Genomic DNA, 25,480 nt, shown 5'->3' with positions numbered 1-25,480 from the left:
GGCCCAAATCAAGGACCGTTCGTATCAGTAAAACCCGCTATGTGGTTCGCTCCAAACATCTTAATTGATAGGAGTTACCCATAGGGTAGTCTTCTTGGATGTGTTGGACATAGTGGGTAACCCCTAACCGTATTATTGTGTAGGTAGAGTTGATAAAACGTTTTATCAATTTTTTGAAAAAAAACGCTGAGGCAGAGACGTTAGTACTCATGCATCAACGTGTTGAATGTGTTCACGCAATAAGGATAAAACGTTTTATCAGTTGATTTCGCTGGTTTGATCACGAAATCTGATCGGTTTTTCGCTAGTGATTTAAACTGTGATCGAGGTAAAAGTGTGAAAAGCACGATAGAACGTTTTACTGGCATGTAATATTCTTGGGCTCTCGAAGACGGATACGAATGGCCAATGACCCAAAGAAAAGTAAAAATAACTGATGTTGCTGAATATGCGGGAGTGTCGGTATCGACCGTGTCTCTTGTCCTTGGCAACAAAGGACGGATCTCCGAGGCCACGATTAACAAGGTCAATGAGGCGATCAAGGCCTTGGGCTATGTACGCAACAAAGCGGCGGCCAACTTGCGCTCTAACCAGTCCAACCTAGTTGGTTTAGTGCTTAAAGATATTACCGACCCTTTTTATACCGAGATCACCGCTGGATTTAGCCAGATCCTCGAAAAACATGGCTTTATGCTCTTTCTCGCCCAATGCGGTGACTCACCAGAAAGGTTGGAGACATGCGTACAGTCGATGATCCAGCAAGGCGTTGCAGGTGTGGCGTTCAGCCCATTGCGCGGGGCAAGCCAGAGCGTGATTGATATGCTGTCCCAAGCAGAAATCCCCGCAGTTTGTGTTGCCCGGGCAACGGTGAATGACGATATCGATTATGTCGTCCCGGACAATACCCTAGCGGCTAAACGTGCTACGCAACACTTGGTTGAACAAGGGCACAGACATATTGCCTATGTCGGAGGGCAAGGGGATTCACTGACCCGTGCCGAGCGAATAGGCGGCTATTGCACGACTTTGATCCAATATGGCTTGCCGTTTAAAAACGAATGGATAGTTGAATGTGAGGGCAGTCAGAAGGCTGCGGCAAATACCGTACAAGACCTGCTGACCCAGCATCCTAAAATCACCGCTATCTTATGCCATCGTCCTGCAACTGCCTTGGGGGCAGTGTATGGGGTCGAACGTGCCAACCGCACTGTCGGGCGTGATAACTATATCGGCCAGCAAGTTGCTTTGATTGGCTTTGATGATGTGGCAGAGGCGGAGCTCACTCATCCACCGCTGACCTTTATGTCGTCAACCGCCAATGATATCGGTACGCAGGCGGGTAAACGCTTGGTACAGAAGATGAAATCCACCGAGCAAGCGGTTGAGAAAGTGGTACTGGCTCCAGAGCTTATCAGTCGTGGCTCGGCGTAAAGTTGATTTACTTGGGGTTACTTTAATCTAGATTAAGTTTTACCGGCAGGATCCTCGTTATTATCGGCCCCCACTTTTTGCTGTACCACACGATATTTGTAGAGGATTGGACTTGAGCACTTTGTTTACTGAAACCCGCATTGGCAAGATGGCGTTGAAAAACCGCTTTATGCGCAGCGCGACGTGGGAAAATATGGCGACAGAAGATGGCCATATGACAGATAAGCTTTACGCTATCTATGAAGAGCTCGCACAGGGTGAAGTCGGCCTGATCGTAACCGGTTATGCAAATATTGTTGAAGAAGAAAAGCCCAATGCCGGCATGATGGGGATCTACAATGATTCCTTCATCGATGAATACAAGAAACTGACTGAGCTGGTGCATCACAACGATTCTAAAATCGTTATGCAGCTGGCTTACGGCGGTACCAAAACTACCTTTAACCTTGGCGAAAGGGTTATTTTCGCGCCAAGTGAAGTGCCGGAAAAAGGCACCCAAACACTGGGCAAGGCGATGACCAAAGACGACATTGACTACATCGTCAAGGCGTTTGCCGAGGCCAGCCTGCGGGCACAAAAGTCAGGGTTTGATGGGGTTGAAATTCATGCTGCCCATACTTACCTGATCAACCAGTTCCTGAGCCCTTACTACAACCGCCGTGAAGACGAGTACGGTGGTAGCTTGGAAAACCGCATGCGCTTTTTGATGGAGATTTACGCTGAGACCAGAAAGTTGGTCGGTGACGACTTCCCAATCCTGGTGAAGCTGACGGCGACGGAATTTTTCGACGGTGGCGTGAGCTTTGACGAGACCCGTATCGTATGCCAAAAGCTCGAAGAGGTCGGGGTTGATGCGATCATCATCTCGGGCAATATCCATGGCAAGGCAAACACTATGGTTGGCCAGTCTTTCGATGGTTATACCATCCAGGAAGAAGGGTATTTCCATGAATACGGCCATGCTATCAGCCAGCAGGTTAGCGTGCCGGTTATTACTGTCGGTGGTCTGACGGACATTGCTGCAATCGAAAAGATCGCAGAGAACACAGGTATTCAATATTTCGCGCTATCACGTCCGCTATTGTCCGAACCGCATTTGATCAAAAGATGGAAGGAAGGGGATAGAACGCCTGTCGAGTGTGAGCGCTGCTCGAAGTGCCGTACCAAGCGCGGTAACTTCTGTGTGGTGAACAAGGAAAGAAAGACCCAGCTTGCGCACATGTAATTAGGCCGGATTTGAGTCTTATTGATGGTAAAGCCAGCAAAGTGTTGCTGGCTTTTTTGATCTTGTTGGTTGTCATGGAATACTGACGTCCCCATGACTTGATACGGACAGGGATAGTGTATTGATGACTGTAAAACTAAGCGCCTGTAAATGGGTGTGAACCACTTTTCAATTGTTGTGCTAACAATTGAAGGGTAGACAGAAAAGAGTAGTGATTGATGATAAAAACAAAAGCCAAATTACTTGCTGCGGCATTGGCTGCCGCTTTGCTTGGGGGCTGCGCCAGTTACAGCATTTCAGAGCAGGACATGACCAATTACCTGCAAGATTCAGTTAGCCTAGACCAATCGGTCGGGGTCGAAAATGTCATGTATGCCGAGGTTGCTGTGGACGACTTGGAAGTCAAAATTGGCCGGGCTGATGCCGATCGCGTATCGGTTTTCGCCAGTACCAATGCCCAAGTGCAGATGCTTAGCATGAAGAACATGGGGCTGGATCTCGACGTTGAGTTCAGTGCCGTGCCTGAATACGACAAAGACACGGGCGAAGTGTATTTGAAATCGCTGCGGTTGGAGCGTTTTGACGAGAGTAGCCAGCAGCTGACACCAGAAGTGAAGAAGCTATTGAAGCCGGCAGTCTCTATGATCGGATATGCGCTATCTAAACAACCGGTATATAAGTTGGATAGCTCGAAGGTACAGGAGGCCTTGATCAAATCAGCCGAGCCCAACTTGGTTATCAAGAATAACAAGCTGGTGATCGAGTTGTTTGATTAACTTTGCAACCCCTTTGGGCTCAACAGCCTAAAGGGGAGAGTGCTTGCAATAGTCAGTCGGCAGGCGTGGCGGTGTTAATCTGCCTCAAATTTCCCTAAGATCAGAGATTATGGGTTATGGCTGTGTGACTGAACATGGGGTTATCGCACGTGACTAAAAGCGCCATGGTAATTTGCTCAGTGTTTGGGCTATTTTCTGCCGCTTTTGCATCAGGTCCACCAAGGGAACTAACACTTTGGCGCCATCAAACGGGCACCAATGAGATGCAAGCCAGCGCCGACCAAGTGACGAGATTTAACCAGTCGCAGCAAAAATGGAAAGTCGTCGTTGAGTCACTGCCACAGGCGTCATACACCGAATCAATTACAGCTGCTGCCTTGGCGCGTCAGCTGCCCTGTATTTTGGGGGTCGACCAACCGACCGTCCCCAACTTTGCATGGTCTGGCTTTTTACAGCCTTTATTCCCTTTGCTCGCGCCTGCAACATACCAGGGTCTCAGCGTCGGTGGGCGAGGGATGTATCAAAACCAGCTGTATTCTGTCGGGCCTTTTGATGTTGCGCTGACGCTTTTTACTCGCCACTCCATTTTGGAGCGCTATCAAATTCGGGTACCCACTCTGTCATCACCTTGGACAAAAGAAGAGTTTGATTACGCCTTGCAGCGATTGAAAGCATCAGGGGAGTTTGCGTATCCCTTCGATATCAATACTGGATGGGGCGACGAGTGGCCAAGCTATGGCTGGGCACCATTAATGCAGAGTTTTGGGGCTGATTTGATTGACCGCTCAAACTATGTAGAAGCTGAAGGCATTCTGAATTCACCTGAAGCGGTGGCGTTTGCCGAATGGCTTTCCCAACTCGTTGAGTTTGGTTTAATTGACCGCCGTCCGGCTGACAGCCAAGGGTTTATTAATGGCCGTACGGCGATTCACTACACCGGCAGCTGGTCAGTTAGGCAGTATCAACAGGCTTTTGGTGAAGATTTGGCTATCCTACCTGTGCCTGATATGGGGCATGGTCCGGTCATTGGAGGAGGCTCTTGGCAGTGGGCGATAACCACTAGTTGCCAGGCACCCGATGGTGCTGCAGCCTTTATAGATTTCGTGATGCAACCGGAAGAAATCGCGCTTTTTTCAAAAAGCACCGGATTCATACCGACAAAATCCTCTGCCGCCGAGCTGACCGCGAACTACAACATAGAAGGTCAGTGGCGCATATTTTACGAATTTACTAAGCGGTATACGGTAAATAGGCCAGCCACACCCGCCTACGCCATTATTTCGGCTTCGTTTGCCAAAGCAATGCGCGATACTTTAGATGGCGGTGAACCGCAGGAAGAGTTGGATATGGCAGTCGATAATATTGAACGCAGTATCTATAACAACCGTGGCTTTGGCTTTTCTCTGCCGCAGGAATAACACGGATTGGAAGAGCAGTTAGACATGTTATCCAAAGGAATGACATTAGAAAAAAGACAGAAAGTCTGGGGTTGGATGATGGGGGGACCGGCGTTTTTTGGTTTGGCCTTCTTTGTCATTCTGCCATTTGTCATGGCAATCGCCATGACCTTTACCAATCAGCGGCTGTTGTCTCCGTATCCGACTGAGTTTGTCGGTATGCAAAACTATGAGCGACTGCTGGGTATTAACTACGTCGTGCTTTCACCCTTGGAAGATGAGGCTGGCGAGCTGATTTTGGATCAGAATGATGATCCGATATACCCCCGGCTACGGACGGTACTGAGATCCGATTATCCCAAACTGCGTTACTACTACCAACTTGCCAGTATTAAAGTCTGGGATGACAAAGCGTTTGTGTTGCTGGCGCGCGACCCGGTGTTTTGGCGCTCTTTGTGGAATACCCTGAGCTTTGTTTTGCTGGTGGTGCCGCTGCAAGGCTGCGTGGCTCTGGGGCTCGCGCTTTTGGTCAACCAAGGGCTAAAAGGGACGCTGTTTTTCCGAACGGTCTTTTTTGCCCCGGTTGTGACCTCGATGGTGGTGGTGTCGATTGTCTGGACTTTCCTCTACCACAAGGATATGGGCGCAATTAATGTCTACTTGCGTTGGTTTTCGCTAGGGCTACTAGGCCCGGTGGACTGGCTCGGAGATAAAGCCTGGGCCATACCCTCTATTGTCATTATGTCGGCATGGCAGGGGGCTGGTGTGCAGATGCTGATCTTTTTGGCTGGCCTGCAAGGGATCCCGAAAGAGCAATACGAAGCGGCCAGTATTGATGGTGCCAACCGTTGGCAGCGCTTTCGCTACATCACCCTGCCGGGACTCAAGAACACCTTGGTGTTCATTGTTATTTCGACCACCATTGCGGCATTTGGTTTGTTTACCCAGGTTGATGTCATGACCCAGGGCGGGCCACAGGATTCAACCTCAACCGTTATGTATCACGCAATAACCCAAGGGTATCGACAGATGGATATCGCCTACGGGGCAACTATCAGTGTGGTGTACTTTATTGTCATCTTCATTATCGCCCTATTGCAGAAGCGCTTCATGAGCCGGAGGCAGAAGTAATCATGGTGTCACGTTTCCATTTCAATAACCGTTACCAACGGATCCTGATGTGCGCAGTGATGCTTTTTCTCGCTTATATCTTCGCTTTTCCCCTGCTTTTCATGCTGGTGTCATCGTTCAAGCCTGAGGCGCAGATTTTCAAAGATCTCTATTCGTTGCGAGCAATACTGCCAAGCGGTGAGCTATCCCTCGACAACTACCGCGCGGTGTTTGATAAAAGTAATATCGTACGGTTCTTCTACAATTCGATGTTGATCACTGGCATCAGTGTGTTACTGGGGTTATTGATTAACTCTATGGCGGCGTTTGCCTTGGCAAGGTTGCGCTGGAGGGGGCAGGCATGGATTTTAGCTGGGATTATTGCCTTGCTGATCGTGCCTTTCGAAGCCATCGTGATCCCATTATTGATGCTGGTGGCAAAGTTGCCGTGGATCGAATGGCAGGATGGGCAGTTTATCCTTGCCCAGTCTTGGCTGAAAAGCTACCACGTACAGATTTTGCCCGGTGTCGCCAATGCGTTTTCTATCTTCCTGTTCTACCAGTTCTTCAAGGATATCCCGAAGGATTTCGATGAGGCTGCAGCGGTAGATGGCGCTACCCCGTGGCAGATTTACTGGAGGATCATAGTACCAATGTCGAAGCCGGTGTTTGCGACGGTAGCTATTTTGCAGTTCCTGACCAACTGGAACCAGTACCTTTGGCCTGTCATGGTGGTACAGAGTGAAGACGTCAGGCCGGTGATGTTGGGTATACAGCAGTTCTTTGGGGTGAATACCTCATGGGGTGAGGTCATGGCTTACGCTACCTTGATCACGCTTCCGGTGCTGGCAGTGTTTTTGTTCTTCCAACGCCGCTTTGTCCAGTCGATGGCAGGGGCGGGGATCAAAGGGTAAACCTTGTTGCTGATGGGCTGTAGCGGCAGCAGGGTGAAATGGCAGGGAAGAGGTCGGTGAGAGCGCTTAACTAGCAACCATTTTAGGAAAATGAGTTTTCTATTACAGCTCTCTCGTTATTGTTGACGCCGGTGGGCATATCGTTATGATCACGCTCTGAACTATTCATAAAACCAATTACGACGGAGGTGCACAAGATGGCTAAGCTTACCCGCAAGCGCGTGTGCATCTTTGTTGCCAAAATTGCTTACCTCAAGCAGCCCCAAATCGCTTAGTGCAGGCAGTAAATAATACTCACTTATTTACTGCCGAAGAATGATGCGAGACCATGCCCAACACTATGTGCACCCTAGCTTGCCGATAAAAAGATAACGCAAGTAGTTTGCTGTGGTTTACTCCGCTCTTCCATCGGCTTTCAGTTTTTCTATTTTATGAGAATGAAACGATGATGAATAACAAGCACTGGACGAAAATGGAATTGCTCCATCAAACAGTCAAAAACAAAAACATTTCCATCAAGGGCACCCATAGCTATTACAGCGATGCTTACGATAATGGCTTTGAGCGCTCGGTGGTGCGTTACCTCCATGGTGACGAACAAACTTGCCATCGCGAACCCCGTTGGGATATCGACAAGCTGTATATCGGCGATTATGTCTGTATTGGTGCTGAAGCGGTGATTTTGATGGGGGGTAACCATACCCACCGTTCCGACTGGTTTTCGCTTTACCCGTTTATGGACAAGATTGACGAAGCCTACCAATCAAAAGGAGATACCCATCTTGGTGATGGCTGCTGGATTGGCATGCGTGCGATGATCATGCCGGGGGTTAGCATTGGCGAAGGGGCGGTTGTCGCTGCCAATAGCGTTGTCAGCAAAAATGTCGAGCCATATACCATCGTTGGCGGCAGTCCGGCGAAAACCATACGTAAACGGTTTGCGCCAGATACTATCGAACGCTTGTTGGCCTTGAAAATCTACGATTGGCCTGAAGCCAAGTTCGATGCCCTCAAAGATGTGATCTGCAGCAATGATATTGAGGCATTGGAACACGCTCACCTTAGTTACGTGAACTGATCAGTGTTAGCAGCCTTTAGACGCTTTCTGTAGGCTGCTATTTACTTGTGTTACGTCGGTTTTTTCATCAATAACTCGAATGAGTAGTTTTTAATTTTGGCTTTCTTAGATTTACGTAAAGGCTAAAGCGTGATGTAAGTACCTAAAAGTTGGTAAAAAGTTAAGCTGTTCGTGTTGTTTTGTGTGATTCTGAGGCGTAAAGTGTCCAGCAGTTTGAGAAAATTGACCTTGAGTATTTACGTAAACTTTACGAAAATAGTTAAGTGATCTGTTATGGGGAAGAAAATGAACGTCATGGAACCAGTCGATATTCCAAAAGCGACCATCAAAGAAGCGGCAGAAAGAGCTGGCGTTTCGATTGCTTCGGTCAGCCGGGCTTTGAACAACAAACCGGGAATTAGCGAAAAAACACGTAAGCGCATCTTAGACATCTGTGCTGAGCTTAACTACATCCCGAATACCTCGGCAAGGGAATTGACGGCAGGGCATAGCAATACCATTGCTATTTCCATGGGGCCACATGACTTCGTTGCTTCGCGCTACCTTGGCATGCTCTGGCCTGCATTATCTTCTGCGATTCGCAAAAAAGGCCAGAACCTATTGCCGGTCGAACAAGATACCGATATCAGCCAGATCACTGGGGCGATTTTGCTCGGGGTTGAAGATAACGACGCCCGCGCCAAGTACCTAAAAGAAACAGGAGTTCCATTTGTTTCAATAGGTTGTAGCGATGGTGTGTTCTGGGTGGCACCGGATGACTTCAATGGTGCCCGCCAAGCAACCGAGCACTTACTGGAGCGTGGGCGTAAGCAAATCGCTTTTGTCACCCCGACGGTTTACGGCGGAGGTTATCAGTTCCGTTACCAAGGTTATATGTCGGCAATGGCGAGCAAGGGCTTGCCAGTCAGAGAGATCCGCACCACCAGTGAGCCGCTGGGAGAGATTGCCGCTTATCGCTATTTCCTCAATATGGACGAAAAACAGCTGGGGTCCCTTGATGGCTTCGTCTGTGAGTGTGATGAGACGGCGATTGGTTTGATTGCTGCCTTGCAAGATAGAGGTTACAAGGTGCCAGAGGACTTCTCTGTTGTCGGATATGACGGTTTACCTGGGGTAGCGAAAGAGCTGACAACGATTGTCCAGGACCCGCACGATATTGCCGAAAAAGTGTCTGAGTTACTTGAAGCAGCAATTGCCGGTGAAATGCCCCGTGGTGCTGTGATCCCTGTCACATTGAAAGTCGGCAAAACAAGCTGATCTAAGCAAAAAATATACCTTCCCATTATATTTCAACGTAAAAGCGTGACGAGAGTCGCGCTTTTTTTATCTCTATAGCAAATTGCCCCTACCTATTACGTTTTTGTGATCCTGTTAACGTAAACGTTTACGTTAAGATCGTAAACTCACCTCAGATTTTACGGATTGGACGAAAAGGTGAGGACAACAATGAACAAAAAAGCATTGGCGTTATCTCTGCTGTTAGCAGGCATGGCTTCCCACACAATGGCTGCAACTGAAGTGACGATTGCTGGTTGGGGCGGCAATGATGTCGTTGCCATGAACAAACTGGTGAATGATGTCCTGGTTGAAGATTTCAAGGCGGCAGGTATTGCCATCAAATACATGCCGGTTGAAAGTGACTTCGGGCAGTACATCATCAATGGTTTGTCTGCGGGTACAGCGCCGGATGCGTTTTACATTGATGTCTTGATGGCTCAGGCATTGGTGAACTCTGGCAAGGTTGCGGCAAACGACAAGAGCTTGGATAAGGTCTCAGAGCAAATCCTTCCTAACCTGAACCTAGCATTCACCCTAGAAGATAAGCAGTACGGCGTTGCTAAAGATTTCAATACTTTAGCGCTGCAATTCAACAAAGATATCTTCGATGATGCCGGCGTTGACTACCCAACCAACAAAGACTCCTGGACAGATCTGCTGACTAAGCTAAAAGCGATTAAAGCTGAGCTGGGCGATGAAGTCTCCGGTATCTGTGTGATGCCTGACTACGCACGTTTCGCTCCATTTGCGCTATCAACCGGTTGGAAGCCATTTAACGAAAATGGCCAAACTATTCTGGACGACGATTTCCGTCGTGCGTTTGAATTCTACACTTCGCTTAAGTCTGAAGGTGTTGGCATTCTTGCTTCTGATATCGGCCAGAGCTGGGGTGGTGGTTGCCTCGGCACAGAAGAGACGGCAGTTGCCATCGAAGGTAACTGGATAAGCGGCTATTTGCGCGATAAAGCGCCGAACATGCAGTATGGCTCGACGATGATGCCTGTCGATAGCAAGACTGGTGAGCGTGGCAACCTGCTGTTTACTGTGGCATGGGGTATCAATGGTGATGGTGCCAATGTTGAAGCGACCCGCAAGGCTGTCGACATCCTGACTAGCCAAAAAGCACAGAACTGGGTGCTGGATTCGGGTCTTGCCCTACCAAGCCGTGCAGATCTGTCTGAGGCGGAATACTTTGCCCAGCCTGATCAGGAAAACCAGCTAGCGAAAACCATTTTCGACGGTGCTTCAAGCGGCCACGTGATGCCATTTGCCTTCGGTCTGCATGGCTCGAACTGGATGCAACCAGTGAACGAAGCCCTGAACGCCGTATTGCTTGAGCAAATGACCGCTGATGAAGCGATCAAGATGGCTCAGGCGAAATACGACGCCATGACTGGCAAGTAAGCGAGGTTTGCAATGAATTCCCTTCGCTTACGTGAACAGGTTTACGGGTGGCTCCTAGCTGGGCCATTCGTTCTGACCCTGGTTGTTTTCTTCTTATATGCCTTGGTTCGTACCGTTTACTTCAGTTTTACGGAATACGATCTGTTTTCTGAGGCGGTCTGGGTTGGCCTGAATAACTTTGTTGCTCTGTTCAAGGATGACTTGTTTTTGCTGGCATTGGGTAACACGGTGGCTTTCTCGGTGATTGTGACGGTTATCCAGACGGTATTGGCATTGGGCTTGGCGATTTTGGTCAACTCCAAAATCCGCGGTAAGTCTTTCTTCCGCACAGCTTTTTACCTGCCGAGTATTTTGTCGAGTGCTGCCGTTACCCTGATTTTTATTTGGTTCTACCAAAAGAACGGTTACCTCAACGGCTTTTTGACTTCGGTAGCGGCAAACTCCCCGTACCTGACGTGCTTTGTAGTTACTGCTGCGATTTGCCAGCTGGTACTGGTGTGGCGTGACCGCATCCACGGTTTGCCGGCAAGCTGGTTCGATCCGGCTTGGGGAATCCTGTCATGCATGATTGCCGCAGTGATCACCTTGGTTGGCTCGATGACCGGCTTGGTTGAAGCCTCAAGTCATGTGGTGGAAGTGAACTGGCTCAACACCCGTGAAGAGGTTGGCCCGATGCCGCTGACGCTTTGGGCGATTGTTATCCAGAACATCTACACCACGATCCCGACCTTCATGCTGCTGTTTTTGGCTGGCTTGCAAGGGATCCCAGAGGAGCTGTACGAAGCAACCCGCATCGATGGTGCGAAGAAGTGGCAACAGCACTGGCACATCACGATTCCTCAGCTTGCACCGGTGACCTTTGTCGTTATCACCTTCGGCATCATCGGTACGCTGCAGATGTTTGACCAGGTTGCCCTATTAGGTGCCGCTGCACCACTAGAGTCACGTATTACCCTGGCTTACTACGTTTACCACAATGCTTTCCCACCGGGCGGTATACCGCAAATCGGTATGGCAAGTGCTGCATCACTGGTACTGGCGTTCATTACCTTGGTCGTGGTTTACATTCAGAAAATTTTCGGTGTGAAGGAGAAAGCAGATGTCTGATTTGGCACTGGCACAACCAGCTGAAAAACCGGCGGTTAGCATGGAGCAAATCAGTAAGTTCCACGCCCGCCGCCGCTGGGCCAAGGTGGCCTGGGTTTACGGTGCGCTGATGATGATTGCGACCGTGATGCTGGGTACGTTTGTGGTCGCTTTCATGGCGAGCCTCAAAGATGACCCGTTGGAGCAACCATTCAAGTTCAATTTTGCCCAGGTACAGCCTGCTAACTGGTCTGCAGCTTATCAGCTGGGTAATGACGGCAACAGTGCCCCTTGGTTTGGTGGCTTTGCACCGGGTGCGGATATCTCTTTCCAGGTGACTTATGCGGTCGAAGAGGGTGACGAACTCACTATCCCTGTGATTGAAGTGCCTCGTCGCCGTCCGGGTACTGGTATGGCGGCGGCTATTACCACCGAGTTTGCGGCCGATTACGCTGTGGTTTCCGAGCCGAAGCTGATTGGCGAAGCCAGCGACGTTACGTTTGTCGAGCAACGCGGTAAACGTGAAGTCACCCGCCAAGGCAACAGCGCGACGTGGGAATTCACTGTCCGCTACGAAGGCGATGGTCCGGTAGTGGATACCCTGCCACTTAACATCACCGCCCCTCGTGGCCAGGTACTGGTGGATAGCACCCTGTCACCGAACCGTATGGAGCGTCGAGGCCGAGTTGCCGCGTGGGACAACCTTGCACCGGGTGTGATTGGTTATGTGTTCAAAAGCTATGTAAGGGTTTACACCGAGTCCGTCAGCCTTGAAACCGGCAAGAGCCTGTTTATGAGCTGGACGATGAACTCATTCTTCATCGCCTTCGGCAAGGTACTGCTGACCCTGTTCTTTGCATGTACAGCAGGTTATGCCCTGGCGCGATTGAAGTTTACCGGTGCGCGCTTTGTGTTTGCTTTCATGCTGCTGAGCATGATGGTACCGGGTCAGGTGACCTTCATTTCGAACTACTTGATCTACCGTGACATTGGTTTGCTCAACACCCCTTGGGCTGTGATAACCGCCATTGTCGCCTCGGGACAGGTACTGATTATGAAGCAGTTCTTCGAGAGTGTACCGAAGGAACTGGAAGAGGCCGCGATTGTCGACGGTGCCAACCCAGCCACTATTTTGTTCCGTATTTTCATGCCATTGGCGAAGCCGGCCATCATGTCGGTCACCATCCTGGGCTTCCAGGGCGCATGGAATGATTTCTTCTGGCCGCTGGTGGTTATCAACAGCCCGACAGATGCCTACACGCTTCCTGTTGGTCTATTGAGCCTACGTAACGCTTACGGTGTTGCTGGCGACTGGAACCTGATCCTGGCCGGGGCCTTCCTGTCCACGATCCCTGTACTGATTGTTTTCATTATTTTCCAACGTTACTTCGTTGGTAACGATATTTCTTCCGCTGTTAAAGGTTAATTAGGAAATTTTACGATGTTTATGAACTACAACGCTGGTCAAGGCGAACTGAAAAACTGGATCGTTGAGGAAACCGCGTTTGACTCAGCATTCCAAGGCAAATGTGAAGTTGTTATGAGCCAAGGTAACGGCTACATGGGTGCGCGTAGTGCAACGGAAGAAAAATACGTTGGCCAGACCCGCAACCTGTTCGTTGCCGGTACGTACAACAAGTTCGATGAAGAAGAAGTGACTGAACTGCCAAACGCAGCAGACATGAGTGCGATTGAAATCTTCATCGACGGTCGCCGCTTCCACCTTGAAGCCGGCGAAGTGAGCAACTACTCACGCCGCTTGAACGTGAAAAACGGTGAGCTGACTCGTGAGTTCACATGGAAAAACACTGAAGGCAAGAGCTTCGAGATGCGCTTCCGTCGCTTCTTCTCACAAGCGAACCTTCACCTGATGGCATTTGATGTACAGGTTAAAGCCCTAGACAGCGATGCGAAAATCGAAATCCGCTCGGGTGTTGATGCCCAGCTTTCTAACTCGGGTGCTCAGCACTTCCACGAAGGCGAAAAGCGTATTTACGACAAGCGTTTCATCGAGCTTCTGCAGCACACCACTGAAAGCAAGGTAGATTTTGTCTTTCTGACGTCGCACCGTTACTTCGTAAACGGCCAAGAGTCTGAAATCGACCCGGGTCTACAGATGGACCGCCGTAAAGTATGGCTGAACATCCACCACGACCTGAAAGCAGGTGAAACGTTCGGTACAGAGAAAGTGGGTGTAGTACACACATCTCGCGACAAGCAGTTCGACGTTGAAGGCTACGAACTACAGTCGCTACGTGACCACGCACTGACAAACCTTAAGACTAACGCTGACCGTAGCTTCGATGAGCTGCTTGAAGAAAGTGCGGCAGAGTGGGACAAGCGCTGGGCGGGCATGAATATCACTATCGGTGGTTCTGACTTTGACCAGTTGGCAATCCGTTTTGCCCAGTACCAGCTAAACATCTTTACCCCAATGCACGACTCTCGCTTCGGTATCGGCGCGAAAGGCCTTTCAGGCGAAGGCTACAAAGGCCACTCATTCTGGGATACAGAAGTATTCATGTTGCCGTTCTTTATCTACACCATGCCTGAAGTTGCTCGTAGCCTGCTTGAGTACCGCTTCAAGACTCTAGATGGCGCGCGCAAGAAAGCGAAAGACAACGGCTACATTGGTGCGCAGTTCCCATGGGAATCAGCACTAACAGGTGAAGAAGTAACGCCTGTATGGGGTGCCGTTGACATCATCACTGGTAAATCAACCAAGATCTGGTCTGGCTTTATCGAGCAGCACATCACTTGTGACATCACTTATGCCCTATGGCAGTACTACCAAATCACTGGCGACCAGAAGTTCATGGATGACATGGGCTACGAGATCATGTTCGATACCGCGACGTTCTGGACTAGCCGCCTAGAGTGGCTGGAAGATCGCAACATGTGGGGTATTTGTAACGTTATCGGTCCTGATGAGTACAAAGAGCACATCGATAACAACGCCTTCACCAACTATATGGCGGTGGAAAACATCAAGCTGGCGATCCGCTACTACGAAGACCTTGAGCAGTCTAACTTAGAGCTACTGGCGAAACTGTCTGACAAGCTGAACCTAGTAGAAGCACGCAAGATGTGGCTAGAGCGCGTCGATAATGTTTACCTGCCACAGCCGCGCCCTGAAGATAAGGTAATCCCGCAGGATGACACTTACCTACAGAAAGAAATTATTGACCTGACTAAGTACAAAGAGCAGCCATTCGTTGGTGGCCTGTTCCAGGATTACAACCTTGAGCAGGTTAACGAGATGCAGGTTTCCAAGCAGGCCGACATCATGGTGCTGTTCCTGCAGCAGGAAGACAAGTTCGACCTGGAAACCAAGCTGGCGAACTGGAACTACTACGAGCCGAAGACACTGCATGACTCATCGCTAAGCCTGTCTACCCACTCGGTATTGGCTTCGGATGTAGGCAACGCTGAACTGTCTTACGACCTATACCAGCAGGCGGCAGGCATCGATATCGGCCAGAACATGAAGAGTTCTGATCACGGTATCCACGCGGCGTCTATCGGCGGTATGTGGCAGTGTGTGGTATACGGCTTCGGTGGTGTTCGTATGCTGGGCGGCAAGCTTCGCATCAACCCTAACCTACCTAAGCAGTGGGACAGCCTGAACTTCCCTATCTACTGGAAAGGCGAGCGTCTAGAAGTCACTGTCGACCAGGAAACAGTACAAATTGCCCGTCCTGAATTCACAGGCCAGGCGCTGGAAATCGAAGTGGCCGGTGAGCCACGTGTTATCGAGTCAACTGAGGTAACTTTCAATGTGTAAGGCATTTATTTTCGACCTGGACGGTGTGATCACCGATACTGCCGAGCTGCACTACCAAGCTTGGCAGCGTATGGCCGACGAAGAAGGTTACTACTTTGACCGTGAAATCAATGAACAGCTGCGCGGCGTTTCACGCCGTGCATCACTGGAAATTATCCTTAATGGCCGTGAGATCAGCGAAGAGAAAATCGCTGACTTGATGGAGCGCAAAAACAACTACTACGTTGAGCTGCTGAGCACGATTACTGCAGCAGATGTCCTGCCGGGTATCGAGCAGTTCCTGCTTGAGCTTAATGCGCGCGGTATCAAGGTTGCGCTGGCATCGGCAAGCAAGAATGCCCGCCCAATCCTGCACCGCTTGGGCCTGACGCCACTGTTTGATGCAATTGGTGACGGCTGGTCGGTAAACCGCTCCAAGCCTGCGCCGGATGTATTCATCCACGCAGCGGGCCAAGTGGGTGTTAACGCCGATGAGTGTATCGTAGTGGAAGATGCTGAAGCCGGTGTTGATGCTGCGAAAGAAGCGGGCATGAAGGTTGTTGGCATCGGGCCGAAAGAGCGTGTTGGCCATGCGGACTGGGTCTGTGCAGACACCAGCAAGCTAGTGGTATCGCAAATTTTGGCGTAACGAGTAGGGATTCAGAGGTAAAAAAATGGCGCGTTTAGAACTTAAGAACATCAACAAAATCTATCCTGATGGTGCCCACATCATCAAGGATGCCAACCTGGTAATCGAAGATGGCGAATTTACGGTTTTCGTCGGCCCATCAGGCTGTGGTAAATCGACCATGCTGCGAATGGTGGCAGGCCTTGAGGAAATATCATCAGGCGATATGCTGATCGACGGTGACGTGGTCAACACCCTGTCACCGACCGATCGCGGTATCGGCATGGTGTTCCAGTCTTACGCGCTATATCCGCATATGACAGTGTTCGAGAACATTGCCTTCGGCCTCAAACTGGCGAAGAAGCCAAAAGAGGAAATCGAACAGGCAGTGAAGAACGTGGCCGAAATGCTGGAGCTGACCAAGCTGCTTACCCAGCGCCCGAGCCAGCTTTCTGGTGGCCAGCGCCAGCGTGTGGCAATTGGCCGTGCCATTGTCCGTGACCCGAAGGTGTTCTTGCTCGATGAGCCATTGTCGAACCTGGATGCGGCGCTGCGTGTGCGTATGCGTCTGCAATTGGCGGATTACCACAAGAAACTCAAATCAACCGTGATTTACGTAACCCACGATCAGGTGGAAGCCATGACCCTGGCTGACAAGATCGTGGTACTGAAAGACGGTTTGGTTGAGCAGGTGGGTTCACCGCTGGATCTTTACTACTTCCCGAAAACCCTGTTTGTCGCAGGCTTCATCGGCTCACCGAAGATGAACCTGATCCCGGCAACACTCAAGCATGCCACGGAGGATCGCGCCACAGTTGAAGTGGGCGACTACACCTTTGAGGCAGAAGTGAATGCCGAGGCGGCAACACAAGGCGCTTTGATGACATTGGGTATTCGTCCGGAAGATATTCACCTGGCTGAGAGTGGTGTCGGTGTCCGCGTTGAGGGTATGGAACGTTTGGGTACTGAATCGCTGCTTTACACCACACTGCTGCGCGGTGGACAGGAGGTTCTGGTACGTGTACCAGGTACCGTGCATGTGGAAGTGGGCCAGCACCTGAATATCCATATTCCGGCGGAAAAATGTCACTTGTTTGATAGCAAGGGTAAGGCATTTACCCGCAGCTTTACGCTGGACGATTTAATAACCTTACCGCCACAAGTTCGCCAGGCCAGCTAGTTCGGTTCTGACGAAGAGCGTCTGAAAGTCAAAATAAAAAGCCCGCTTGGCGGCGGGCTTAATATCCAACGTCTGAGTTAACTCATTGACGTTTAAGTATTCCTCAACCTGTTGGCGCAGGTTGAAAAAATTGTCCTGACAGCATGCGAGTCTGTTTGCAGGACAACAATACTCTGCCCGTTGGCGCGGGCAAAACATCTACTGTACGCAAAATTATAATAGGGAAATATTATGAATAAAACAGTCGTGGCAATGAGCTTGGCACTCATTTTCTCTGGACAAGCCTTAGCGGAAACTGAACAGGAAGCAGAAAACCAATCAACGCTAGTTCGTCTGGAGAACGAGGCTTCAAAAGCAGAGCTGCTGACGGCGACTAACGCACCGGCGAAAGAAGAGGGTCGCCTCCATGGTACGTTAGGCACCAACATTGAAGTAGAGCGAGTGATCCGTGATGACGGGGTAAACGAAGGTAAACTGAAATATACCCTGGCACAGGGTAGCTTCCGCCATGATGATCTTCCGGGCTGGGACTTTGGTTTTTACTCGGCGCGTGAAGAGCTGTTCAACGGTAACTTGAAACACGCTGATTATGACCGTGGTGTTAACTCGATCCAGGAAATCTGGGCAAACCGCAGTTACGGGCAAGCATGGGGCAGCGTTGGCTGGGGGGTTAAACTAGCCGGTGAATCCATCGATAAGCGTACTACGCCAGAAGTTAAAGTGTTCGGTAACTACAACATTACTGATCGCCTAGATATTCATGGTTATGCGATGTACCACGTAGAATATAACCGTGGTAGCAGTGAGTTCCCTTATTGGGAAATCGAACCGGGTTTCGGCTATAAAATTGCCGACAACATGGGTGCATGGCTGAATTTCCGTTACCAGGAAGGTACACTCAAACCAAAATCAGGTGATAACTTTGTTGAAACAGAGACCATCATCAAGCCGGGTATCTGGTACAGCTGGGGCGACCTAAGTGCCTCTTTATGGGGTGAGTTCGGTAAATTCGAGAAAGAAAATGACCAAACAGGTGCACACGAGTGGTCGGAAGACTACTGGAAGCTAGGTATCTCAGCTAACTATGCACTAAACAGCAGCTGGCGTGTCTTTGGTGAAGTGAGCTATAAAGACATCAAGTTCGAAGATAACAGTAATTCAGAGTTCGATGGTTACATCCCGCTATTTATTGCCGGTATTAACTACAGCTTCTAATTTTCCTTCGTTTACTATCGATGTATCCAGGCCGTTTTCGCGGCCTGGAATAACAAAATCAATAAATATAATAAGTTACTATTAAATTTATTAAGAAAACAAAAGTAAGCCATGTGTATTGGACGTAAATTGAACCTTACGGCAAGCTGAACTTTACGCGAATATGCATGGATTTACGTATATCACACATCTTTTTATTCGCTACACTCATTGTGTAGGCAATAATGCAGCTATATACGGATGTGAGGTATAGGATGAAAAAACTATTATTGGCGTTAGTTTTAGTGGTACCAGCATTTGGGGTTTTGGCTTCATCATCAAGCTCTCCTTCAAGCTCATCTTCAAATAATGGCAGCCTTTCCGGTAGGCATTCAGAGTCTTATCAAGTTTGCTATATCGATGGCAAAGCTATCATGCTTCAACAAAACATGTGTTATGCCAAAGGCGGCAGTCTAGTAAAACCAAATTAATTAGTTTTAAACTTGCCTTTTAAAATGCACTTATAATGCAAGCGATATTAATTTAAGCAGGCTTTTTATTTTATATAACAAGCCTGTTTGGCTATTTATTGTATTTCAAAATACTCCCCTTATAGTGCTATTGCCTATTGCCTATTGCCTATTGCCTATTGCCTATTGCCTATTGCCTATTGCCTATTGCCTATTGCCTATTGCCTATTTAAACCATAAATTAAAGGCTCAACCTAAAGGAATAGGGTAACGGCATTGTTAGACATGAAAGAGCTTCCTTCGATAAGAGCGCTTCGAACCTTTCTCGTTGTCGCTAATCATTTGAGCTTTTCCAAGGCTGCCAGAGAGCTATCCCTTACCCAGGGGGCTGTCAGTAAGCAGATTGCCCAGCTTGAGCAGCAGTTAGGCCAACCTTTATTTGAACGTCACCTCAATGGTATCCAGTTATCTAGTATTGGATTAAGATATCTCCCACAGATAGCTGAAGCGCTGGAAGCGCTGCAAAATGCCACGGCCAGTTTGCGTCAACTTGATCAGGTTGAGGAAATAATAACGGTCAATGTCACCCCTTCATTTGCCAGCTTGTGGTTGATACCAAAGATAAACGGTTTTGCCAAAGCTTTTCCTCACCTTCAAGTCCAACTGAAAACCGGGGATGGGATGGTGAATGATATTAGCACTGACAATGACATCATCATTCGCTGTTTACCTCTTGCCAAGCATTACGAAAATGCCACTCTCTTATGCTACGAAAGTCTTCGGCTGGTGGCATCAGCTAATTTGTTACAGTTAAGGCCAATCAGGCACATTGATGATTTAGCTAATCATGTTTTTCTACCGCAAGTTACCCGGCCGCAATTGTGGGAGCAATTCAGAACCCATCATGACATTGCATTTCCAATGGATTTCTACGGCGTGGGATTTGAGCACTTTTATCTATCATTGGAGGCGGTGAGAAACCAGTTGGGCTTGGCTTTATTGCCCGATTTTATGGTCGATGATTTGATTGCCGAGCAGTTATTATTCAACCCACTTAATTCTGCGATGACCAGCCATTATGGTTATTACATGATTGTGCCTCATTATAAACGCCATGCCCGTAAGGTGTGTGTGTTTACTCAGTGGTTAGCCGACATGATGGGCAACAGCCAAGATCATATTTCCTAGCATTAATGTTCTCGTAAGTCCTTATTCGTGATCTTATCAGCAAATATTCCCTCCGATTGTGTTTACACTGCTTTTTGATTAGTGAGTCGATATTTGTGCTGATTTAATCAAAATTAAAAGAATAACTGAATAATATTTCATTGTTCCAATAGGTGTTCACACCATAGGAGAGATACGATGACGAAAATGTCTATCACGCTGTTGAGTGCTGCTGTTTTGTCAGCACTTAGCATGAGTGCTAATGCTTGTACGGGTTTGATTGTGGGTAAAGGCGCATCGGTAGATGGCAGTATTATGATTGCCCGCAACGAAGACTTTGGCATAAATAACTGGAATAAACACCTTGCCTATCGCCCACAGCAAATCAACGAATCGGGCGATTGGACCTTAGGTAATGGTTTAGTTGTGCCTATGCCGAGCCAGTTTTTTGCCTATTCGGCCATTCCTGATTGGGATGCACTGACCGTTGATAAAGACGGCAAGTATTACGAAGAGCGTGGTATCAACCAGTACAATGTTGCCGTCTCTGCTACCACCAGTGCCGAGGTTAATGAAAAAGCTGCGAAAGCCGATCCATTGGTGAAACCGGGAATTATTGAAGCCGTGATCCCGACACTTATCCTGCCTCAGGTGAAAACCGCCAAAGAAGGGGTAGAGTTGCTTGGCCAGTACATTGAAGAATATGGGGCTGGCGAAGGGAACAGCTTGTATATTGCCGATGTCAATGAGGCATGGTTGTTTGAAATCGGTTCAGGCCACCACTGGATTGCGGTGAAAGTACCTGATGACAGCTATGCGATGATCGCCAATGGTTTGCGGATCCACGGGGTCGACTTAGATGCACCGGATGTGATGCACTCCGAAGGACTACTGGATTTTGTTAAGCAACATAAGTTGCTCGATAAGCCAGATGCCAGCTCGTTCAACTTCGCCAAAGCCTTCGGGGTAATTGGTGATGTCTACAACGTTGACCGCGAGTGGTTGGGGCAGGCGATGCTGACACCTTCGCAGGTACAGGACACCCGTGAGCAGCAGTATCCACTGTTCTTAAAGCCTGATGATAAAATCTCGGTTGAGGATGTCGCTAGCGTGCTGGGTTCAACCTATGAAGGCACCCAACTGGCAGAGAAAGGGGAGCGGCCTATCCGTGTAGAACGCCAGCTTGAGTCGCATATTATTCAGCTTCGCCCGGATATGCCGGAAGAGTTCCAGGGCATCATCTGGCAGAGCTATGGTGTATTGTCAGAATCTGTCTTGGTGCCGCTATACACTAGCTTGCAAGAGTACCCAACCCCGTACACGGTTGGTACCGATACCTACAGTGATGACTCGGCTTATTGGCAGTTCCGAAGCCTGACGGCGTTGGCTACCGCCAATCCTGACAAGTACCTGCCAATGCTAAAAGCGACCTGGGACAAGGAAGAGAGCAAGCTTTACAAGCAAGTGAGCAATATGGATATGCTGCTCAAAGATATGTACAACCAAGATAAAGCGACCGCAGTCGAAATGGCGTCGGATTTCTCTTATGGCCAGTTGCAGCGCACCTTGAGCATGGCAACGGAGATCCGCTACAAGATGATGACAGACCTGACCAAGAGCACCGAGAAAAAATATAGCGAAGAAGAGTTCAAGAAGATCATGAGTCTTTAACTAGGCATTGTTTTAGTGTAGGTCTGCTGCATTAAACCTTATTTTTTCTGGAATGTTTGCCATCAATAAAAAGAGCGCGTGTGCGCTCTTTTTTAGTTCAAGCATGACTTGCAGATAACTCAGTTACATCAAGCCGACTTCTTTGTAGTATTTTGCTGCACCAGGGTGAAGCGGGGCAGAAAGACCGTCTCGGATCATCTCTTCTTTCTTCAGGTGGGCAAAAGCTGGGTGGAGCTTCTTGAAGTCATCAAAGTTTTCGAATACCGATTTGACGATGCTGTAAACCACATCGTCAGGTACAGATGTTGAAGAGACAAAGGTCGCACCGACACCGAAGGTGGTGACATCAATGGCATTGCCTTTGTACATACCGCCAGGCACAGTTGCGACACGGTAGAAGCTGTTGTCCTCGATCAGCTTGTTCACCTTGTCACCGGCAACGGTAATGATTTTGCTATCACAAGACGTGGTAGCTTCTTTGATAGCACCGCTTGGGTGGCCAACGGTATAGATCATGGCATCAATTTTGTTATCGCAAAGTGCTTTTGACTGTTCAGAAGCTTTTAGCTCAGAAGCCAGTTTGAAATCCTTCATTGACCAGTCGTATCTTTCCATCAACACTTCCATGGTGCCGCGCTGGCCTGAGCCTGGGTTACCGATATTTACGCGCTTGCCTTTAAGATCTTCGAAGGTTTTGATCCCTGAATCGGCACGGGCAACGATAGTAAACGGTTCTGGATGGATGGAGAAAACCGCACGCAGATCTTTGTATGCCCCGTTGTCGGCAAACTTGCTGGTACCGTTGTAGGCATGGTACTGCCAGTCAGACTGGGCGATACCAAGGTCGAGCTCACCGGCTCGGATAGTATTGATGTTATAGATAGAGCCGCCAGTACTTTCGACCGAGCAGCGGATGTTGTGATCTTTTCTGTCTTTGTTGACCAAGCGGCATATTGCTCCACCTGTAGGGTAATATACCCCAGTGACACCACCTGTACCTATGGTAACGAAACGGCTTTCGGCAAAAGATAGCGTCGAGGTACCCAGTAAAACGGCGGCACCGGTGTAGGCAAGAAGCTTGTTGATAGATCCCATAGAAGTCCCTTTTGATGAGTTTTACGCAAAAAGCAAAGCCAATGGATACTGCTTCTGGCTAAGCAGTGAGGAGCTGGCGAAAATGGTTAGCATCAAGGGTTGCGAGACCTAATTGCTTGGCGGTCTCGGCAAGGTTAGCCACTTGTTCTGCGTTGCTTGAGGCTAATGTACCTTGATGATTAACATGGTTATTTTCAAAGCCAACCCGAATATCTCCACCCATAATCATAGACGCTGTCAGGCAAAGGTGTTCATATTTTCCAAAAGCGCAAACTGCCCAGCGTTTGTCATGGTCAAATAACCGCTGTTGCAGGAAAGGTGAGAGGTCTTGCGGTAAGGCGGTTTGGTGTTTGTCGTAGCGACCAAGCACCAGCAAGATATGGTGGTTGTAGCTTGGCAACAGCCCTTTATCCAACAAGGAAAAGTATCGTTCAAGATCTTGAGGGCTGTAGAGAATGTATTGGGCGATGATCCCCTGCTCGGCAATATCGTGGAAAAAGCCGCTCGCTTTATCAAGGTATGAAGTTTCAAAGTTTAAAGTATCTTGATGGTGGCTAGTTGGGATTAATTCGCTAAGCGCCAAGGAGGCCGCTTCCGGCCTTACTTCGTTGATCAAGGCCATCTGCTGGTTGGGGGAATACTGCCCGACAGCCTCTGTGGTTAACTGGACAATAATGCTTTCACCCACTTGCTCTTTCAGGGCTTGGTAGAGGTGGAGGTTATCGTCGATCGCCAAAGAGTGCTTGCCTTCTTTATCCCTGGCATGGAGGTGCACCATCGCCGCGCCTGCGTCACGGCAGGCGATAACCTCGTCGATGATTTCCTGCCGTAGCATCGGCAGGGAAGGGTGATCGGCTTTGGTTTTCCTAGCCCCATTGGGGGCCACAATTATCGCTGTCTGACCGATAGAGTGCCTGTTTTCCATTTCTTCCTTTCCTGTCATTCAAATATAACCTATCCCATAGCCCATAGCCCATAGCCCCTAGCCCCTAGCCCATAGCCCATAGCCTTACATCCACCCCACCGAGGCTTGCAGCAATGAGGTATGTAGCTTGCTGACCAACTCATCCAGTTGGTGCTCTTCGATAATAAAAGGTGGCGCAAGCAATATGTGGTGACCCGCTTTACCATCTATCGTGCCAGACATGGGATAGCACATCAGCCCGTTGCTCATGGCGGCTGATTTTATCGCTTTGTGGGCTTGCGAATGGCTGGGCAGTGGAGCTTTCGATGGTTTGTCGGCGACTAACTCTATGCCGATAAACAGCCCCTTGCCTCGGATATCCCCGATGTAAGGTAACTCCCCTAAGCTCTCGTTGAGTTTTGCCATGAGTTGGCTGCCACGGCGTTTGACGTTGCCGAGTAGGCCGTCATCGACAATGGTATCAACGGTCGCCAGCGCCGCAGCGCATGCCATTGGGTGCCCCATAAAAGTGTGGCCGTGCTGGAAAAAACCGGAACCGTCGGCAATGGCCTGGTAGATGTTGTTATGGACGATGGCGGCACCTATCGGCTGGTAGCCGGCACCAAGCCCTTTGGCGACCGTGACGATGTCAGGCACGATCCCCTCTTGCTCAAAGGCGAAAAAGGTACCAGTGCGGCCAATACCGCACATCACCTCATCGAGGATCAGCAGCACATCATAGGTATCGCAAATCTCCCTGATCCGCTTGAAATAACCAGCAGTAGCAGGAAGCGCCCCAGCGGTTGCACCGACCACGGGCTCGGCAATGAATGCCATTACGCTGTCGGCTCCCAGCTCTAGGATCTTTTGTTCTAGCTCATTCGCTACCCTGAGGCTGTAGCCCAGCTCTGATTCACCCGGCTGCTGATCACGATAAGCATAGCAAGGGGCAATATGGTGGGCAGCCGAGAGTATCGGCCTGAAAGGCTCTCGCCGCCACTCATTACCACCGACCGAAAGTGCGCCGAGGGTATTGCCGTGATAGCTCTGTCGGCGGGCGATGAATTGGCTTTTCGTTGGTTTACCCTTTTCGACAAAGTACTGCCGTGCCAATTTCAGCGCCGCTTCCACTGCTTCGGAGCCGCCGCTGACAAAGTAAGTGTGGTTCAAAGCACCAGGTGCAAACTCTGCCAGACGCTTAGCCAGTTGCTCACTGCTATTACTGGTAAAAAAACCGGAATGGGCATACGGAATGCTATCTAACTGTTGGCTGATGGCCGCCTTTATCCTTAGGTGGTTATGGCCCAAATTCGAGACTGCAGCACCACCGCAACCATCGAGGTATTGCTTCCCTTGGCTATCCGTCAGGTATATCCCTTGCCCGCTAACTACGGTGGGTAGCGGCGTATGGCAATGGCGGTGGAAAACATGGCTCATTATTAGATCCCTTGCATATCGTTAATGGCTTGATTGTTGAGCTAACCCAGCCACTGTGGCAAACGAAAAAAAGTGCAGGGGTATGAGGAAAAAGAATAGGGGGCATGAAAGTCAGGGTTTATGGCTAAATTGCGGGAGTGTTTTCGTAAATTTTACGTTTTACGGGCGTGTTTAGATGATGTTTTGATGTTTTTACACATCTAACGAAGAAGAAAAACGACTAAAACAGCTGTTTTTGACGTTTTGTTGATACTCTTGTTTTCTTTAGTGTG

General features: G+C 49.2%; 21 protein-coding genes. 18 read left to right on the top strand and 3 right to left on the bottom strand.

Translation table 11 applies throughout. The features are described from left to right. Positions 1-408 precede the first annotated feature (408 nt). The 18 genes from malI to R2X38_RS24485 all read left to right on the top strand — a co-directional run bounded on the left by malI (position 409) and on the right by R2X38_RS24485 (position 21,772). Positions 409-1,431 (top strand): Mal regulon transcriptional regulator MalI, encoded by a 1,023-nt coding sequence (gene malI / locus R2X38_RS24570; protein WP_317524975.1) that lies wholly within the window; start codon positions 409-411, stop codon positions 1,429-1,431. Between the two features lie 112 nt (positions 1,432-1,543). After that, positions 1,544-2,656 carry an NADH:flavin oxidoreductase gene (locus tag R2X38_RS24565; protein ID WP_317524974.1) on the top strand — a complete coding sequence of 371 codons (1,113 nt, stop codon included), beginning with the start codon at positions 1,544-1,546 and terminating at the stop codon, positions 2,654-2,656. Positions 2,657-2,874: 218 nt separating this feature from the next. Beyond that, the gene (locus R2X38_RS24560) at positions 2,875-3,432 is read left to right on the top strand and encodes a DUF1439 domain-containing protein (RefSeq protein WP_317524973.1); all 558 of its coding nucleotides are present in this window, start codon (positions 2,875-2,877) and stop codon (positions 3,430-3,432) included. Between the two features lie 149 nt (positions 3,433-3,581). Continuing rightward, a complete protein-coding gene (locus R2X38_RS24555; RefSeq protein WP_317524972.1) occupies positions 3,582-4,850 on the top strand; it encodes an extracellular solute-binding protein in 1,269 nt (422 codons plus the stop codon). Positions 4,851-4,856: 6 nt separating this feature from the next. Next, positions 4,857-5,960, top strand: coding sequence for a sugar ABC transporter permease (locus R2X38_RS24550; RefSeq protein ID WP_317524971.1), 1,104 nt, complete (start codon positions 4,857-4,859; stop codon positions 5,958-5,960). A 2-nt stretch (positions 5,961-5,962) separates the two neighbouring features. Next, entirely contained in the window at positions 5,963-6,853 is an 891-nt protein-coding gene (locus R2X38_RS24545) for a carbohydrate ABC transporter permease (RefSeq protein WP_317524970.1), read from the top strand. Between the two features lie 448 nt (positions 6,854-7,301). Beyond that, positions 7,302-7,931 carry a CatB-related O-acetyltransferase gene (locus R2X38_RS24540; protein WP_317524976.1) on the top strand — a complete coding sequence of 210 codons (630 nt, stop codon included), beginning with the start codon at positions 7,302-7,304 and terminating at the stop codon, positions 7,929-7,931. A gap of 285 nt (positions 7,932-8,216) precedes the next feature. After that, a complete protein-coding gene (locus tag R2X38_RS24535) occupies positions 8,217-9,188 on the top strand; it encodes a LacI family DNA-binding transcriptional regulator (protein ID WP_317524969.1) in 972 nt (323 codons plus the stop codon). Between the two features lie 189 nt (positions 9,189-9,377). After that, the gene (locus R2X38_RS24530; protein WP_317524968.1) at positions 9,378-10,613 is read left to right on the top strand and encodes an extracellular solute-binding protein; all 1,236 of its coding nucleotides are present in this window, start codon (positions 9,378-9,380) and stop codon (positions 10,611-10,613) included. A gap of 12 nt (positions 10,614-10,625) precedes the next feature. Continuing rightward, the gene (locus tag R2X38_RS24525; protein ID WP_317524967.1) at positions 10,626-11,720 is read left to right on the top strand and encodes a sugar ABC transporter permease; all 1,095 of its coding nucleotides are present in this window, start codon (positions 10,626-10,628) and stop codon (positions 11,718-11,720) included. Further along, entirely contained in the window at positions 11,713-13,125 is a 1,413-nt protein-coding gene (locus R2X38_RS24520; RefSeq protein ID WP_317524966.1) for a carbohydrate ABC transporter permease, read from the top strand. The genes R2X38_RS24525 and R2X38_RS24520 overlap by 8 nt, the downstream gene beginning before the upstream one ends. Before the next feature lie 15 nt (positions 13,126-13,140). Next, positions 13,141-15,483: a glycoside hydrolase family 65 protein gene (locus R2X38_RS24515; protein ID WP_317524965.1), complete on the top strand. Its 2,343-nt coding sequence runs from the start codon at positions 13,141-13,143 to the stop codon at positions 15,481-15,483. Then, positions 15,476-16,111 carry a beta-phosphoglucomutase gene (pgmB, locus tag R2X38_RS24510; protein ID WP_039469552.1) on the top strand — a complete coding sequence of 212 codons (636 nt, stop codon included), beginning with the start codon at positions 15,476-15,478 and terminating at the stop codon, positions 16,109-16,111. The genes R2X38_RS24515 and pgmB overlap by 8 nt, the downstream gene beginning before the upstream one ends. Before the next feature lie 25 nt (positions 16,112-16,136). After that, the gene (locus tag R2X38_RS24505) at positions 16,137-17,270 is read left to right on the top strand and encodes an ABC transporter ATP-binding protein (RefSeq protein ID WP_222550030.1); all 1,134 of its coding nucleotides are present in this window, start codon (positions 16,137-16,139) and stop codon (positions 17,268-17,270) included. 231 nt (positions 17,271-17,501) lie between these two features. Next, the gene (locus R2X38_RS24500; protein WP_107300503.1) at positions 17,502-18,485 is read left to right on the top strand and encodes an OmpG porin family protein; all 984 of its coding nucleotides are present in this window, start codon (positions 17,502-17,504) and stop codon (positions 18,483-18,485) included. A 254-nt stretch (positions 18,486-18,739) separates the two neighbouring features. Continuing rightward, positions 18,740-18,955, top strand: coding sequence for a hypothetical protein (locus R2X38_RS24495; RefSeq protein WP_222550029.1), 216 nt, complete (start codon positions 18,740-18,742; stop codon positions 18,953-18,955). Positions 18,956-19,210: 255 nt separating this feature from the next. Then, a complete protein-coding gene (locus R2X38_RS24490) occupies positions 19,211-20,122 on the top strand; it encodes a LysR substrate-binding domain-containing protein (RefSeq protein WP_317524963.1) in 912 nt (303 codons plus the stop codon). A gap of 177 nt (positions 20,123-20,299) precedes the next feature. Further along, a complete protein-coding gene (locus R2X38_RS24485; protein WP_317524962.1) occupies positions 20,300-21,772 on the top strand; it encodes a C69 family dipeptidase in 1,473 nt (490 codons plus the stop codon). A 123-nt stretch (positions 21,773-21,895) separates the two neighbouring features. On the opposite strand, the gene R2X38_RS24480 is transcribed toward R2X38_RS24485, so the two are convergent. The 3 genes from R2X38_RS24480 to R2X38_RS24470 all read right to left on the bottom strand — a co-directional run bounded on the left by R2X38_RS24480 (position 21,896) and on the right by R2X38_RS24470 (position 25,208). Beyond that, the gene (locus R2X38_RS24480) at positions 21,896-22,867 is read right to left on the bottom strand and encodes a TAXI family TRAP transporter solute-binding subunit (RefSeq protein ID WP_317524961.1); all 972 of its coding nucleotides are present in this window, start codon (positions 22,865-22,867) and stop codon (positions 21,896-21,898) included. Between the two features lie 58 nt (positions 22,868-22,925). Then, entirely contained in the window at positions 22,926-23,810 is an 885-nt protein-coding gene (locus R2X38_RS24475; RefSeq protein WP_317524960.1) for a 3-keto-5-aminohexanoate cleavage protein, read from the bottom strand. A gap of 66 nt (positions 23,811-23,876) precedes the next feature. Further along, the gene (locus R2X38_RS24470) at positions 23,877-25,208 is read right to left on the bottom strand and encodes an aspartate aminotransferase family protein (protein WP_317524959.1); all 1,332 of its coding nucleotides are present in this window, start codon (positions 25,206-25,208) and stop codon (positions 23,877-23,879) included. Positions 25,209-25,480 lie beyond the last annotated feature (272 nt).

It is taken from the genome of Photobacterium rosenbergii (genome assembly GCF_033022775.1).
Lineage (GTDB): Bacteria > Pseudomonadota > Gammaproteobacteria > Enterobacterales > Vibrionaceae > Photobacterium > Photobacterium rosenbergii_A.
The sequence above is the reverse complement of the archived record's forward strand: the minus strand, read 5'-3'. Positions and strand labels throughout refer to the sequence as shown.